Origin of the sequence: Wolbachia endosymbiont of Oryzaephilus surinamensis, from assembly GCF_025617515.1 — a bacterium.
Classification (GTDB): Bacteria; Pseudomonadota; Alphaproteobacteria; order Rickettsiales; family Anaplasmataceae; genus Wolbachia.
In genome coordinates, this window is the sequence record NZ_CP092526.1 from 1689299 (window position 1) to 1707968 (window position 18670).

The following is an 18670-nucleotide window of genomic DNA, read 5'->3' on the forward strand; positions in this document are numbered from 1 at the left end:
ATGACAACAGATAGCAACGTAGTTGAAACTATATTTAAGACTAAAGAAAGTTATAACGAATGTGACCATTGCCAGTCAGTTTTAAGTCCAGCAGCTTATTTTGTTAAGTTGGTTGAAACTATTGAAAAGTATATTCCAGGGCATAAACTTAAAGAACGTCGTCATGACTTATTTGAGCTTCCACTAGATTGTAATAGCACTAACAAAACAAAGTTATACCTGGAGATTGCTAATGAAATAATGGAGAATAATTTGAATAAGAAACTAGGTGGCAATGCTCTAGAAAAATTAGCTAAAGCTAAGTATCCATTTAATCTACCAGCAAATTTTCCTTTAGTTAGCATATGTGCTTATCTTGAAAAGCAGGGTATAAATTTAGCTGATGTATATAAGGTACTGGAACCAAAAGCTGATAGTATAGCAGAATCTTTAGGCCTTTCTCCAGAAGAGTACGAACTTATTACTACTCCAAATCATGACATAAGCGAAGTTTATGGTATAAGTAAAAGTGAGCTTAAAAACGTTGAGAAGTTCATTGCTCAAACTAATATAGACTCTGATAAATTAAAGCAGCTAATTGACTGCTATAACAGAATTGATCCTACCAATAAGCTAAGTATCAATTCTGGTACTATAGATAACATTGATCAGGCATTAGGCTTTCTACATCGCTTTATTCGTCTTGCAAATAAGCTTAATTGGTCGTTTGATGGACTGTGTAATGTATTGCTTGCGGTTGATAAGAATGAAATTGATGCAAATTCTTTAAAGGAAATAAGTAGAATCAAAAGCTTGCAGGAAAAGCTAAAAAAGCCTTTAAGTGAAGTATGTAAGCTATATTCTAATGCTTCCATATCAATAGAAGGAAGTAAGAGTGAAGAAGATGCTAACAATGCAGCAGAGTCTTTACTCTTTTTACAAGGAGTAAAAGAATCAGATCTAAAGAAAGCATATGGTATAGAGGAACCTTCTGAACCATTTAAAGAAGAAAATTTTGATGAATTCATTGCAAGAACTGGAATCAAACGTCAGGAAGTGGAATGGCTGCTTGATAACTATAAATCTACTACTCATAGCAAGAAAGCCAAGAAACAAGAAAAAATTAGTGTTAAAGAGCAAAAGTTTCTACACAACTTTACTCAGCTTGCTGGGCAACTAAAATTGTTATTTGGTAAGTTAAACACGATGATTGCAGAGTTACCAAGTGAATTTAAGCTTAAGGATTTAGTTACAAACACAGATAATAGTACTATACTAAAGAAAATTTGGAATATTAGTGATAACGAACTCATTTCTTTGGTCAACTATAGCGATGAAGTTTCTGACAAAATTGGAAAATCATTAATCTCAGAAGTACATAAGCAAATCCTGCTAGCAAGGTTGATGAATATATCAACAGCAGAAATAGTACAAATTTTACTGCAGCTAAACATCACTGATCTAAATCTAGATAATATAGAGCGTATTTTTGAATTAAATAATTGGCTAAATAACAATTCTATTACCATTGAGCAATTAAACACATTGATCAACTCTTCTGCACTTTCTCACCAGCATATGAAGGAGATAAATGAGATAGAGGAAGAAATAGAAAAGAATCAAGAATTAGAAATCAGAAAAAGGCTAGACTCGTTAGTGAGTCACGCTGAGCTTGCTGGTGAGTGGAAAATACAAATAGAAAAAATACTGGAAGAATCAGAAATCAAAAAATTAAAAAACAGAGAGAAATTAGATGCGTTGATGAATAATTCTACACTTTCTGTGGATTGTAAAACGAAAATAAAAGGTATATTGGAAGAATTAAAAAGCAAAGAAAAATTAGATTCGCTAATTAATGACTCTACACTTTCTGAAGAATATAAAATAAAAGAAATAATAGAAAAAACGGAAAACAAAAAACTAACAAGCAAGGAAAGGTTGGATGCATTAATCAATGATTCTACACTTTCTGAAAAATGCAAAACAAGAATAAGTGAGGTAATAGAAGAACGAGAGAATCTTCATAATGAAATACGTAAACATTTTAACATAAGCTCTGACGTATTAGCCGCAGCTCATCAATTTACAGAAAAGCAGCCAACAAATTTGCAGTTATTAAGACTTGAGTCTCCAAATAAAAATATTGTTCATGATGTAGGTATAATTGGCAATAAGGCCGTTTTTCTTGGAAAGAGTGAAGTACACAGCAAAAATTCTGTAGAGTCTTCAATGCGTGAGCCACGAAAAAACGTAGCAGTAGCAACAATTGGCACTAAGACTATTTTCTTTTGTGGTAAGAAAAGTGAAAATGAATACTCACGAAAAATAGACATCTACGATGAAGAAGCCAAAAGCTGGATAACTGAGGCAGCCAGCGAGGCACGTGATAGTGCTGCAGTTGCTGTTGTTGGCAACAAAGCTATTTTCCTTGGTGGAAATAAAGATAATAGACGATGTTCATTACAAGTAGACGTCTATGATAATGGCGTGTGGACAAAACATACAGCCAGTGAAGCTCGCTCAAATGCTTCGGTTGCTGTAGTTGGTGAAAAAGCCATTTTCTTTGGTGGTAAAATTAATAAAACAAGATCAAGTGCGATAGATATATATAATAATGGAGAATGGGTAAATCGCACAGATACAGCTAGTGAAGCACGATCAAACGCATCAGTAGCTATAATTGATACGAAAGTTATTTTCTTTGGTGGTAGTAAGAGTGATAACCAATGTTCTTCAAAGGTTGATATCTATGATAGTAAAGCTGAAAAATGGACAACGCATACAGTTAGTGAAGCTCGTGAAAATGCATCAGTAGCTGTGGTTGATGGCAAAGCTATTTTCTTCGGTGGTAAAGTAGGTCAAACGAGATCTAATAAAATAGATATTTATGATGCTAAAACTGAGAAATGGATAGAAGCTCAACACGTTGCCAGTGAAGCACGTGATATGGTGCAAGTTGCTATAGTTAATAAACAAGCTATTTTCTTTGGCGGAAATAAAGGTGATCAAGAATATTCTAAATATATAGACGTCTATGATGGCGCTACTGATAGCTGGAAGTTTACAGGTGAGATTAGCAGAGCGCATAACAACGTATCAGTAGCTGTAATTGGTACAAAGGCTATATTCTTTACAAAGGAGATGAATAATAGAATTGCTGGCCAAGTATATATTTACGACTCTACTGGTTATTCTGTAAATAATTCTATAGCTAAAAACTGGACAAGACGTGTTGCAAAAGAAAACGAGATGCGTGACGGTTTGTTTGCAAAAATCACAAATAGTACAAAGTTCTCTGGAAAAATAGATATTTATGATAATATAGCTAAAACTTGGAAGACTGTTGATGTTTATAAGCCTAGTGAATGTACTTCGATAGACATTCGAAATAATAAAGCGATCTTAACTTGCAAAGATTCATCTGGAAGAACATATGAAGAAACGTACTCAATAGACTTATCTATAACTTACGATGCAATGATTGAAGAACTTCTAAATAATGTTGCAGTCTTTACAGTACTGAAGCTTAGTGCAGAGGATATAAAAAGCATTACAAGTCATTCAGCCATTTATGGCCTAAAAGCAACATGGACAGAGAAGCAGATTAAAACCCTTTCAAATCATAAAGCATTGCAGGATGCTTTTTCTGGTAATGAACTTACTCTATCACAATACACAGAATGGCTACGTGACAGTTATGATGAAAGAAAAGTTACAGAAAAAATAGCACAGCTTGCTAATTGGGATAAAAAGTTACTAAATCAAATCAAAGAAATTGATGCTTTTAAAAAATGTTTCAGTAAAGAAAATCATCCTATAGACTCTTTGCTAAAAATTAAGTCTCTTGTAGATATGGCAGAACAAACAGGTATTGATGGTCAAATTTTGCTAGAACTAAAAGACTTACATAATTTGCCATCATCTACTGGATGGAATAAGTACAATAACATTGAAAGGAAACTACGGGAATCGCTAAGTTATGTAGAGGGAGTGAAAGAACATCTAGAAAACCAGAAGCGCAATATCCTATCAAACTATATGCTGTACACATATTCTGAGGTCAAAAATAAGAATATGCGAGGTCTGTATGCGTTCTTATTGATTGATGTTGAAATAAGTGACTGCTCAAAAATCTCCCCACTTAAAGCAGGGCTAAATAGCCTTCAGCTATATATTCATCGTTGTATATTAGGGCTAGAAGAAGGAGTAGCAGTTAATTCTGAATTAACTGAAGAAATGTGGGACTTATTAGATAATTATAGAGAATGGGAGGCAACTAAGAAAATTGCATTATACCCTGAAAATTACCTCAACCCTACGCTACGTAAATCTGCAACTGCAGAATATAAGGTATTACAAAACACTTTAATGCAAGGTAATCTTACAGATGAAGAAGCAGCGAATGCATATATTAAGTATTTTGAGGATTTTGCACAGCTTGTGAATCTGCAAATAGTAGATACCTATTTTATAAGTGAAAAGAAAAAGAACGAGCTATATATTTTAGGTCGAACAATAGCAGAGCCTTATACTTACTATTATCGGGTTGGTAATTTTGAAGATGGTAAAACCGGAAGCCAACAGATTTGGGAGGCTTGGCAGAAAATTGAAGCACAAGTACCAGTTAGTATAGCAAGAATAGTCCATGTATTTGGTAGGATATTTGTTTTTTGGCTACAAAAGACTGAAAAGGAAAAACAAGTTGAAAATGTGTCAATTAATGATTCTACTTTGGCTGTGCATTATATGTTTAAGAAAGCAGATGGCAGTTGGTCAGCTCAACAAAAGTTGCCATTTGATGTTGAGGTAGATGAAAAGTGTGAATCTCACATAAGACAATATTTTTCTTCCAGGAATTGGGAGAAAAGTCAGCAAGAGTTGTGTGAAAGTTGGAAAGCGAAGGATGAAGAAACAAAAGTAAATTATAGCAAAAATGGTGAATGGACTACAGATAGACCTGTAGAAGAGGCTATAGAATATTTTAAAAGTAAGGTCAAAAAGTGGGATAAAGATATAAAAGATAAGGTAAAAGAGTCAAAAGATATAAAATTTAATGGTAAGCTGAAAGTAGCTGTACAGAATAGTGAAATATTAATTTTATCTTGTGAAGACGGTTTTCAAAATAGTAAGTTTATTCTGAAAGAGGACCTAACATCAGAAAGATCCTATACGCGTTACTTTAATAGTATGAACAGCATTGCAGAGGCAGAAAAAAGTATAAAAGAATTCTACGATAAGAAAAAGGAAGAGGAGAAGAAAGTTGTTACACGCCAGATAAATGAAATGCAGAAAAAAATAGATAAAAAGAAGGCAAGAGAGAATGATAAGCAAAGTGAGTTAATTAGTTTAGAAAACAAAAAAGATGGCGAGAAAAGGAGTAAAGATGCGTTACAAAGCAAGGTAAATTCTGTAGAACAAGATATAAAAGAAAAGAGAAGATTATGGCAGGATATAGAGAATTTAAAAGTAAAGTTGAATAATTTATTTCCGCATAGATCAAGTGATTCATATGAAAAAGCAGCAGAGAGAGGCAATTTACGAGCAGTAATAAATAATTTGAAACAAGAGCTAACACAGCACAAGCAAAATGTAGAGAGTACAAATGTAGAATTACAGCAAGAGTTAATAACACTAGAAACGGAAACGGCAACTTTGATCAATAACATAGCTAAGCTAGCAACAGAGGAAACTGTGGATGATAACTTACAGAGAAAAACAAAAGATATAATAAAACGGTTAAGTGATTTACAATTACAAGAAGCACAGCTAGATCCACTAGAGGAGTCAGGAGAAAAAGGGAAGCTTCGAGTAGCTGCAGATAATTTGAAACAAAAGTTAGCACTACTCAAGCAAAGTACAGAAAGCAAAAAAGTAGAATTGCTGGAGCAGCTAACAGAGTTAGAAACAAAAGTGACAAATTTGGAAAGTGAGATAAACAGATTGCAAGAGCCAGAAAAAACTATAGAGGTATTAAAAAAAGAGAAGGGTATATTAGAGGAAAGTATAAAACAGCATGAAAAAGAGATAAAGAAGTTAGATGATGAAATAAAAAAGTATGAAAAAGAGAAAGAGTATCTTAAGAATGTAATATCACAATTACAAAAAGACAAAAAAGAAATAGAAGACGGTAATAATAAAGTTGCTGAACAGGAAAGGCATAAGCAATTGGATGGAAAAAGAGATAAAGAGATAAAGTTAGTAGGAGGATTAATTATTCAAGAGAAAAACGATAACGTAGATCAAAGTAAATACAAAAGCATAGAAATTTTTAATTTAATCAATAAGTCATATAAAGAAGCTTACATTAAGGGATCAGAAGCAATCTTAGCACCAGAGGAGCAGCCAAAAGACTGCTATTTTTATGGATTTTACGGGATATATTTATGGGAAATATTCTTCCATATTCCAACACTGGTTGCATATCTTTTCAACCAGGAGCAGAAGTTTGCTGAGGCACGCAGGTGGTATCAATACGTCTTCAATCCTACCAATAGGGGCTGCAATGCATGGCAATTTCTTCCCTTTAAAACTAAATGCGGAAATTCATATGGTAATGAGAAGTGTGATAGTGAAAAGTTAATAGATTTACTTGATCCGTACAAAGAGGCTGACAAGAAAAAGATCTCTTATGAGAAGTATGTAATAATGTCATACATAGATAATTTAGTCGATTGGGGGGATATGCTCTTTTCTCAAAATTCATGGGAAGGAATTAACCAAGCAACGATGCTTTATGTAAGAGCTTGGAACCTTCTTGGAGAAAAGCCCAAAAAGAAAGGAAAGTTCAAAGCTGAGCCTGAGAGTATATGTGAGTTGTCGAATAATAAATATGACATATGTAAAATAGAAGCAGAAGCTCCGAGAGATACTGTTCAAAATACACGCACTAGTTCTAGTGCTGCTGTAGTTGATCTTACTACATATTGCAGTTATTTCTGCACTCCAGAAAATAAAGATTTTATTGCCTTATGGGATAGGATTGAGGATCGTCTTTATAAAATAAGACATTGCTTGGATATCAAAGGTAAACGTTTAGAGCTTTCTCTATTCCAACCACCAATTGATCCAAGACAACTAATAAGTACTGCAGTCGGTGGAAGTATTATAAGGTTACCAAAAATAGCCCAAGTGCCTCATTACCGTTTTAAGTATATGATTACCTACGCTAAATCAATTGCTGATACTGTTACTCAAATTGGTTCAGAGCTACTAAGCGTTTTAGAGAAAAAAGATGCTGAGGCACTTAATTTACTTTACAACAAACAAGAAGCTACAATAGCTAACTTGATGACAACCATTAAGGAAAAATCCATTGAAGTATTAAAAGAAGAGGCTAAGGCACTTAATGCAAGTTTGAGTAGTGCAAAAGACCGAAAATCTCATTATGAAAAATTAATTAATAAAGGGTGGTCTGCTCTTGAGATTTCTTCAATGGCCACATCTGTAGCTTCAACTGTTACATTAACTGCAGCAGGTATTGCTAGACAAGTCGCGGCCCCTATACATCTCATACCTACGATATTTGGCTTTTCTTGTGGAGGTTTTCAACCTGGTAGCTCTGCAGATTCAATAGCACGTGGGCTTGAAATATTTTCTAGCGTGGCTGGTGCTCTTTCACAGAACCTTAGTACTTCAGCAAGTTATGAAAGAAGAGCTGAAGATTGGGATTTACAGAAGATTGTGGCCGCCCATGACGTTGATCAGATCGGCTATCAAATAGAAGCAAATAAAATAAATCAAGCAAACGCTGTACAAGACCTTAAAGGTCATAAAGAATCGATAAAACAAATTAAGGAAAAAGGACAATTTTTCAGAAGTAAATTTACTAATCAAGAACTCTACAGCTGGATGAAAGGAGAGCTTAAAAATTTATATATTAGGGTTTATAGACTTGCACTAGAAGTTGCAAGGCAAGCTGAAAGGGCTTATCAGTATGAGATTGATAACGACAAAGCGTTCATTCAACCAGGGCACTGGAATAGCTTAAAAGAAGGCCTACTTTCAGGGCAAAAGTTAAAGTTTGAACTTGAGCAACTTGACAAAGAGTACCATGATACCAATGAAAGAAGGTTAGAAATCACTAAAGTAATCTCACTTAAATCTCTTGATCCTATAGCACTTCATGAGCTTAAAACTAAGGGAAGCTGTAAATTCTCCTTCACGGAAAAATTATTTGACCTTGATTTCCCTGGTCACTATGCTCGTAAGATTAAAGATATAAAGATTACTGTTCCAGCAGTAGTTGGTCCTTATGAAAATGTTCATGCAAGTTTGCAACAAACAAGTAACCAAGTAGTGTTAAAAAGCGATGGTGCAATAAACGCAATTAAATACTTAGTGAACCCAAGTGAAGAAGAACAGCCTGAAACTGATCTTTTAAGAGTTAATTGGAAGCCAAATCAAGAAATTGCTATCTCAAAAGCTGATCAAGATAGTGGTCTTTTTGAACTTAGTTTTGGTGATGAACGTTACTTACCATTTGAAGGCACAGGTGCAGTTTCTACCTGGGAATTAAGCCTTCCTCAAGCAACCAATAGGTTTGATATTAGTACTATTTCTGATGTGATAATTCATTTGGACTATACAGCTCTAAATGGAGGTGAGGTTTTAAGTCGTCAAGTAAAAAATCTTGATCAAATAAAGTACTATCAAGGTACATTAGTTGTCAATCTAAGTGCGGTCTACCCGGAAGAATGGGGCAAGTTTAAACAGGCAAAGGGGCAATTCTCTGAGTTAAAGTTCAAGCTATTTCCTGAAATCTTTCCTATTCATGTAAAGGATCCAGAAGTTGATTTAAATGATGGTAACAATATCTGTATCATACCTACAACGCCAGATGCAGATAAAATAACTATAAAATTGGATAACTACAACTGGGAACGTAATTCTAAAAAGATTGTTAATCCTTCACTAACAATTGGCACTGACTGGAATATTCAAGTCAACAATGCAGATATAAGTAAACTTGAGGAAATCATAATTATGGTTCCTTATAAAGCAACGATTAACTGGTAACTTCTATACCTGCTATTTTAATAATGAGTAGCAGGTCTCTTTGCTTTTTTCATTTGTGATACCTTTTTCTATAAGAACACTTTGTATAGAGGTAGGTACTTGGATGCTAGCTTGGATTTGCAGATCAGCATTATTTAATATTCGATCTTTCTTACCATTATAGGCTTTTTTAAATCCATCGATTTGCTTTTGACTTAAATTTTGTGAAAATGCCTTTTCTACATATGAGTCTAAAAGACTAGCAATTGTATCATAATTGCCACTTGTAATTTTTGCTGTGATAGTTTTTTGTACTTCTAAAAAATCAATTCTTACTGATTTCCATGCTATACCACTGCTACAAGCTGCTTGCTTCATTACTTGCTCTAGCTTTTCCACTATACGTAAAGTACAGCCTATTGTCTCCTCTTTTGATAAAGTACTGCTTTCATAAGCTCTACATTTCATGTTGCATTTATTTCCATTGAACCAGCTATATAATACATAATAAAGCATCATGTCTGCATTACTAATATTCCCAAGCCTTTCTTGAATAATAGGTGTAGATGATTTACAGCTGGCCACCTTACCTGGTAAAAATGGCTGTTCAGTATTAGGTATCCAACCTTTTACCCAAGAAACCCAGCTACCTATCAGCGAAGAATGCCTGCTGCTTGCCCCACTACTTTGAAACTGACCTGCAGTAGGCTGATCTACAAAAAGATGGCTATGCCTGATATTAGCAACATAATCATGCTCTTTTTCTTCCAGAGCTTGCCTTAAGTATTCTACTACACTTACGTGGTTTGCAGAAATAGCTACATCAAGTGGTTTTTCATGATCAATACTGAGAAAATCAATATTTGCTTCTTTTTCCTCCACAAGAAATTTTACGGTTTCTAAATGACCATTACTAGCTGCATAATGAAGAGGCGTCCAATTATCTGCACCTACAGTATTAACACTTATTCCCTTATCAAGGAAAAATTTTACAATGTCTTTATGTCCATTCTCAGCAGCAATATGTAGAGGCATTTTACCACTCAGATCAACAGCATTAATATTTGCTCCTTTCTCTTCTACTAAAAACCTTACAGTTCCCAGATGACCATGTCTTGTAGCATAATACAGCGGTGTCCAATTGTCCTGACCTAAATCATTGACATTCATTCCTTGGTTTATTAAAAGTTCTATAACTCTTTGGTACCCACGTTCAGCAGCAATATGTAAAGGTTTTGCGTTATCAGCATCTACAGCATTAAAATTTGCTCCCTCAGCTAAAAGCGATTGGACAAAATCCAAATTACCAGAATGGGCAGCATAATGCAGTGGCGTCCACATTAAATTAGTATCTGGATCATTAATACTTAGCCCCTGCTGTACGAAAAACAGTACAATATTCTTATGTGCATTGCTAGCTGCAGAGTGTATAGGTTTTTTTCCATCGTTGCTTACAGCTCTAATATCTGCACCTTCTTCAACTAGAGATTTAGTAGCCCTCAAGCGACCATGAAGGGCAGCATAATGCAAAGGTGTTAATTGCTGATAATCAGCATCATTAACATTTAATTCTTTTTGTATAAAAAACTCCACAATATCTTTGTGTCCATGCTGGGCAGCAATATGTAAAGGCCCAGCACCGTAAACATCTTTATTATTGATGATGTTTCTATCTTGACGAACGAGAAACCTAATAACCTCTAAAAGTTTACTATCATCAATGTGTTTATTTGTTATATCATTCTTGCCTTTAGCAGCATAATATAAAGGTGTCCAATTGTCTTTGCCTTTGTCATCAACACTTAACTGCTTTTGCACAACAAAAAATTCTACTATATCCTTATGACCATACTGAGCAGCATAATGCAAAGGTTTTGCATTACTAGAATCCTGAGCATTGACATTTGCTCCTCTACTTACAAGAAGTTTAATCACTTCCAAATTACCGCCCTTAGCAGCATAATGTAGTGGTATTTGGCTCTCTTTATCTTGATAGTTAACATTCAATCCTCTGCTAAGGAAAAACTCAGCAGCGTTTTTGTGTCCATGTTCAGCAGCAATATGTAAAGGACTCACACCATTAATATCAAAAACAGTAGTATTTGCTCCCTTGCCAGCAAGAAATTCAATAACGCTCAAGTTACCACTTTTAGCAGCATAGTGCATTAATGTTTTATTACTTTTATCTTGGTCACTAATACTTAGCTGTTTTTCTACAGTAAAGAACTCTACAACATCTTTATGACCATATTGAGCAGCAATATGCAAAGGCTTTAAATTGTTAGAATCTTTGGCATTGATATCTGCTCCTCCACTGATGAGGAATTTTATAACTTCTAAGTTACCACTTTTAGCAGCATAGTGTAATGGCGTCCACTTATTCTTATCTAAATCATTGACACTTAATCCCCTATTGAGGAAAAACTCTATGATATCTTTATGTCCGTATTCAGCAGCAATATGCAAAGGCTTTACTCCACTTATCGTTTGATCATGAATGTTTGATCTAAAGTTAATAAGTAGTTTCACAACTTCCAAGTTACCACTCTTAGCAGCTTCATGGAGCGGAGTAAGGTAATCTTTATTATTTTTAGCATTAGTATAAGCCTTTTTTCTAAGAAGAAACCTGACAATCTCTAAGTCACCACCTTGAGCAGCTTTGTGCAATGGTGTTAAGTCATTATCATCTCTAGAGTTAACATCTGCACCTATATTAAAATAATGTTCAACCTTTCTAAAATCTTTCTGACTTATCGCATCAAATAATCCTGCGTTTAAAAGAGCTTTCACGACTTCTAGGTGGCGCTTTTCTGTAGCAAGTTGTAACGGTGTCTTGCCATGAAAATCTTGAACATTAATATCCGCCTCTCTTTCTATAAGCAACTTCACAACCTCTGAGTGACCAGAATCAGCAGCATAATGGAGTGGTGTCCAGCTATTCCAACCAGAAGCATTAATATTTGATCCGCTGTTAAGCAAAAATTCCACTACGCCTTTATGGCCATATTGAGCAGCAATATGTAAAGGTTTTATGTAATGAGACCCAGCATTAACATTTGCCCCTTCTTCTACTAAAAGTTTTATGAGTTTTATGTGGTTTCTATAAGCGGCATAATGCAGTGGTGTCCAGTTATTGTGACCAGAATAATTAACATCAGCTCCTTCTTTAAGATAACCTCTAACTCTTTGTATGTCATTCCTTCCCACAGAATGAAACATAGCCTCATTTAACAGTAGTTCAGTAATTTCTCCATTCTCTTTTTCTTTAGCAAGTTGTAATGGTGTTTTACCGTTTGAATCCCTTGCGTTGGTGTCTGCTCTCTTTTCTATTAGTAACTTTACAAGCTCAAAATAACCTTCCTCTGCAGCATAATGTAATGGCGTTTTATTATTTTTGCCTGGTTCACTAGCACTTACTCCATGTTCAAGCAAGAACTCAGCAACATTTTTGTACCCATTTTTGGTAGCAACATGTAACGGGCTTTCACCACTAATGCTTTTCATGTTTAGGTTCGCTCCTTTACTTTGTAAAAACCTTATCATTGATAAGTCGCCATTTTCTGCTGCAATATGCAACATTCCCCATCCCCACCTGTTAGTCACATCAACATCAGCTCCATTAGTAAGATATTCACTAATCTTATCACGATCTCCCTGCTTAACGGCATTAAATAACGCCTTATCTTGTAACAATTTAATAATCTCAGGGTCAGTTGCAAGTTGCAATGGCGTGTTTTCTTCAGAATCTTGAATATTGATATCTGCGCCTTTCTCTATCAAAAATTCTACAACTGCTAAATGGCTTTTCTCAGCTGCTTGATGCAAAGCTGTTTTTTCACTTGCACCTTTGTCATCGATACTCAACCCTTCTCTGTTTTTCCTAAGGAAAAACTCCATTACATTTGTATGACCATATTGAGCAGCAACATGCAATGGCTTATTTCTGTTAGTATCCTTAAGGTTGATATCCGCGTCTTCTCCTAACAGAAATTCTACTACTGCCAAGCGTCCATATCTAGCAGCATAATGTAATGGTGTCCAATTATTCCTACCACGACTGTCAACACCATCACTTTTCACTTTCCCTACTATCAAAAACGCTACTACGTCTTCGTATCCATTCCTAGCAGCATAATGCAAAGGCTTTGCATTATAAGACTTAGCATCAACATTTGCTCCTTGTGCCTTTAGAAGCCTAACGATTTCAATGTAACCTTTGCTAGCGGCATCATGCAGCAATGTCCAGTCATTTTCGTCTTTGTAGTTAGGGTCTGCTCCTTCAGCAAGATACTGTTCAGCTTTATTTAACTCTCCTTGTTTCACAGCATTAAATAATGCTTTATTACGCAATAATCTTGCTGCTTCTTGATGGTTTTTACTGCTTGCTAGTTGCAGAGGTGTTTTATTGTCAGTACTTTTAGCATCAATATCTGCTCCTTTTTCTATTAGAAACTTTACAACTTCTGGATACCCTTTGTCAGCAGCGTAGTGTAGCATAGTCCAATCACTATTACCTTTATCGTTAATGCTTAGCTCATCCCCGTGCCACCTGAGGAAAAATTCTATAATACTTCTATGCCCGTTATCTGCAGCAATATGTAAAGGCTTATTTCCGTTAGAATCTTGAGCATTAATATTTGCCCTCTTTGTTATCAGAAGTTCTACAATTGTCAAACCACCTCTGCTTGCAGCATAGTGAAGCGGTGTCCATCCATTTCTATTTACATCATTAATACTAAGGCCAGCTCTTTCCTCTTTCAGAAAGAATTCTACTACGTCTCTACGACCGTAATCAGCAGCAATATGCAAAGGCTTATTGCCATTTTGATCTCTAGTACTAATGTTTGCCCCTCTTGATATTAGAGCCTGAGCAACTCTTAGATATCCTCTACTTGCAGCTTCATGTAATACTGTCCATCCATTCTTATCTGAATAATTAACGTTAGCTCCATTATCAAGGTATCTTTCTACATCATTTAAATTGCCCTGCTTTACAGCATGTAATAATGTTTTATTTTGTAATAATCTTTTAATTGGCCCTTCATTAGCTAGTTGCAGAGGTGTTAGATTATCATAGTCAATTGCATTAATATCTGCACCATTCTCTATGAGAAACTCTGCAACTTCAGGGTGGTTATACTTGGCAGCATAATGAAGCGGTGTCCAATTATTTTTGCCTCTATCATTAATGTTAGCATCTGCCTCATTCACACCATTTTTTCTACTGAGAAAATATCTTACAACATCTAAAGAGCCTTTCTCGGCAGCAATATGCAAAGGTTTATCTCCATCTCTACTTTTAGCATTAATATTCGCTCCCTTCTCTTCCACTAAAGACCTGATCAATGGCAAATTATTTCTCACAGAAGCAGCGTGTAAAAGCCCCCATCCCCATCTGTTAGTAGAGTTTACATTAGCTCCATCTCTGAAAGAGTCTTGTACTCTCACTAAATTTCCTTCTTTCACAGCATCAAAAAGTGCTTTATTTAACAATAACTCCTTGACTCCTTCATCCTGGGCAAGTTGTAGAGGTGTTTTGCCACCAGAGTTTTCTGCATTGATATTTGCACCTCTTGTTATCAAAAGCTCCACAACTTCCGACCTGCCCTGCTCAGCGGCATAATGGAGTGGTGTCCAGCTATCTTTGCCTAAATCGTTAACACTGAGCTTTTTATCAAGAAAAAACTTTACTATATCCGTATGTCCATTCTTTGCAGCAAGATGCAGAGGTTTATCCCCATCAGCATCTTTAAGATTAATATCTGCACCTTTTTCTCCTACTAAATATCGAACAACTTCAAAGTGATTACTCTCAGCAGCATAGTGTAGTGGTGTTTTATTATCTTTACCTTTATCATTAACTTTACCATTAAGTAGAAGCTTCACAATGTTTATGTGGCCATATTGTGAAGCAATATGCAAAGGTTTGTCCCCATCAGAATTTTCAGCATCAATGCTTGCTCCTCTTTCTACTAGAAGCGAAACTATTAGCAAATGACCTTTTTCAGCTGCACGATGCAACAGCGTCCAATCATTATCGTTCAGAGAGTTAGGATCAGCTCCATTGTCAAGATATCTTTGAACTTGAGCATACTCTCCTTGTTCTACAGCATCAAATAATGCCTCATTTTGTAATGACCTGGCAATTTCCTGATTACCAGTTATAAGCTCTAAAGGTGCTTTACCTTGGGCATTCTGGATAGTAATATCTGCACCTTCTTTGATAAGAAAATTTACAGTTTGTGAATAGTTGTTTGCACTAGCATAATGAAGTGGTGTCCAATTATCTCTACCTAAATCATTAATATTCATTCCCTGCTCATCAATGAAAAACCTTACTATTGGCTGATGCCCACTTTTGGCTGCAATGTGTAATGGTTTGTCCTCGTCAGAATTTCTAATGTTAATGTCTGCCTGCTCTCTCGTTAAAAACTTTACGACTTTTAGATGCCCGCCTTCAGATGCATAATGCAGTGGAGTCCAATTGTTTAAATCAGTTGCATTAACAGCTGGCCAACTTTGCACTAAAAGCTCAACTACATCAGAGTAACCATAACGTGCAGCATGATGAAGGAAAATTCTGCCATTTTGATCACTATAGTCAGTATTAACCCTTATTCCTTTAACTTCTTTGTTGAGATAATTTCTCACCTCCGACACTTTATTTTGTTTTACAGCACCAGACAACCCTTCATTTAGTAAGAATTGAATTACTTCAGGCTCGCTTGCCAGATCTACTGGTAATTTTCCTTGAGAATTATGGGCATTAATATTCGCTCCTTTCTTTATAAGAAACTTTACAATCTCAATGTGACCTTCTTTAGAAGCATGATGTAAAGCTGTCCAATTATTTCTATCTTTGCTATCAATAGTAGCTTCTTTTTCTTCAATCAAGTACTGTACAACATTAAGGCTATTGCTTGCAGCAGCATAATGCAGGGGCGTCCACTTACTTTCCCCTTGTTCATTAACACTTAATCCTTGTTGATCGATAAAAAATTCTACAATATCTTTATGCCCATTTTTTGCAGCAATGTGCAAAGGTTTTTCTCTACTATCTGTTCTTGCGTTTACATTTGCTTTTTTTTCTACCAGAAATTCTGCTGCTTTTGTATAACCATTGCGAGCGGCATAATGGAGTGGTGTCCAGTTATTTAGATCTGAATAGTTAACATCAATCTCATTTGCAAAAAGACCTTTTATCTTATTAATGTCATCACCCAGGTTATCTCCTCTTACAGCATTGAATAGCTCTCTACTCCGCAATAACTTTGCCACCTCCCTGTGACTATCTCCTTTTTCAACAGCAAGTTGCAATGGCGTTTCTCCACTTAAACCCATAGCGCCAATATTTGCTCCTTTTTTTATAAGAAATTTTACTACCGGTAATCGATTTTCATAAACGGCATAGTGAAGCGGTGTCCAGTTATTTTTTCCTACTTCATCAATACTTGCTTGCTTACTCAAAAAAAGCTCTACCACGTCGCCTTTGCCATAAGTAGCAGCAAGATGTAAAGGTGTATTTCCGTCAGAATCTTTAGCGTTAACAACATTTGAGTCTTTATTGATAAGTTCTGTTGCTAGCGTTTTATATCCTAAGCTAGCAGCATAATGTAACGGCTGCCATCCATTTTTCTCGTATGAATAATTAAGATTTTGAATATATTTTCTGACCTTTGATATATCATTTTTCCTTATAGCATCAATCAACGCCTTGCCCTGCAACATTGCTTTAACTTCTTGCCGATTACTTTCACCTTGGGGAAGCTGTTGAGCAAGGTCAAGTGGAGTTACACTATTAGAATTTTCAGCATAAATATCTGCTTCTTTTTTTATCAAAAACTTTACTAAATCGCTGCTACCTTTGTTAACAGCATGATGTAGCGGTGTCCAATTATCCTTTCCTTGATCATTAATATCTAATCCCTTCTCATCAATGAAGAATTTTACAACTTTTGTATGTGCATGGCTGGACGCAATATGTAAGGGTTTATCTCCATCATTAGTTGTAGCATTAATGTTTGCTCCTCTTTCCACTAGTAGCTTTACCAGCTCTTGAGCTTCTGTTTTTTTATTAGCAGTATAATGTAACGGGGTCCATCCGTTATTATCTTCACGGTTAATTTCAGCTCCTTCCTCAAGGCATTTTCTGATCTTGTTAATATTTCCTTCTTCTATTGAATTAAGCAATGCTCTACTCAATAATAACTGTGTTGTTGCCTGATGGTCTTTTTCTTTAGCTAATTGTAACGGTGTTTTGTTACCAGAATTTATAGCATCAATATTTGCTCCCTTTTCAAGAAGAAGCTCTACAATATTTTTATGACCTTGATCAGCAGCAATATGTAAAGGCGTATTTCTCTCATGGTCTTTAGTATTAATAACATTTGAATCTTTTTTTATGAGCTCTTCTGCTGAAGCTTTATAACCTAAACTTGCAGCATAGTGTAATGGAGTCCACTTATTACTTTCATACAGATAGCTAACTTTAGCTTTCCTCTGAATAAGATTTTCAACTTCTGTAATATCATTCTGCTTTACGGCATCAATTAATGCCTTACCTAGCAGTATTTCTTTCACTTTTTTATAGTCCTTGTCTTTAATGAGGTTAAATGGAGTTTCATTGCCATAATTTTTAGCATTGATATTTGCTTCCTTTTTCTCCACCAAGTACCTAACGACATCAACGCGATTACTTTCAGCAGCATAATGTAGGGGTGTCCAATTATCCTTTCCTGGGTCATTAACACTTAATCTTTTTTCATCCAGAAAGAACTTTACGATATTTTCATGTCCATTCCTTGCAGCAATGTGTAAAGGCTTATTATTATCAGAATTTCTAGAATTAATGTCTGCATTTTTATCTACTAAAAACCTTACAAATTCCAAATCATCTACTGTTCTATTAGAAGCATAATGTAAGGCTGTCCAACCATTCTGATTTTTATAATCAATTTCTCCTTTTTCAAGATATTCCTGAACTTTTTTACTATTTCCTTCCTTTGCAGCATCAAGCAATGCTTTATTTTGTCGTAACTTTTCCTTTTCTGATTCTTTACTTTTTAAAAAGTCCGTAATAGTTTGATATCCTTTTCCCTCAGCAAGCTGTAATGATGTTTTACCATCAGGATTTTTTTTGCTAATATCTGCTCCATTTTCTACGAGAAATACCACAACTGAGTACTTACCTTCTTCAGAAGCGTAATGCAATGGTGTCCAAGCACCATTAGCTAGAGCATCAATCGTTGCGTTTTTTCCTACTAAAAACTTTACCATCTCAAGTTCACCTTTTTTAGCGGCATAGTGAAGTGGCGTCACGTAATCTTTTCCTGGATCATTAACATCCATTTTTTTCTCATTAATAAAAAACTCTACGATTTTTGTATGTCCATTATCTGCAGCAATATGTATAGGCTTCTGCTGAGCATTGGTTTTACCATCGATAAGGTTTATATCTGTTAAGTTTGCTAAAAATTCTGTAGCGTTTAAGTTTCCATACTGAGCAGCATAGTGTAGCAAATTCCACCCATCTACGTCAGAATGCCCAGCAATAGTCACATTATCGTTTATAAGTTCTACAACTTTTCTGTTATTATTATTTCTTATAGCTTGTTTTATATTTTCAAACTGCTCTGATGGCATCTAACCCTCTCTAAAATTGACAAAATCCTCACCAAAAAGCTCTTTGCATTAATAG

General features: G+C 35.3%; 2 protein-coding genes. One reads left to right on the plus strand and one right to left on the minus strand.

Translation table 11 applies throughout. The annotated features are described in order from the left end of the window. The gene (locus MJ631_RS07855) at positions 1-8994 is read left to right on the plus strand and encodes a Tc toxin subunit A-related protein (RefSeq protein WP_262986363.1); all 8994 of its coding nucleotides are present in this window, start codon (positions 1-3) and stop codon (positions 8992-8994) included. 12 nt (positions 8995-9006) lie between these two features. Here the strand turns inward: MJ631_RS07855 and MJ631_RS07860 are convergent, their stop codons facing one another. Then, positions 9007-18615 (minus strand): ankyrin repeat domain-containing protein, encoded by a 9609-nt coding sequence (locus tag MJ631_RS07860; RefSeq protein WP_262986364.1) that lies wholly within the window; start codon positions 18613-18615, stop codon positions 9007-9009. Between the last annotated feature and the right edge of the window lie 55 nt (positions 18616-18670).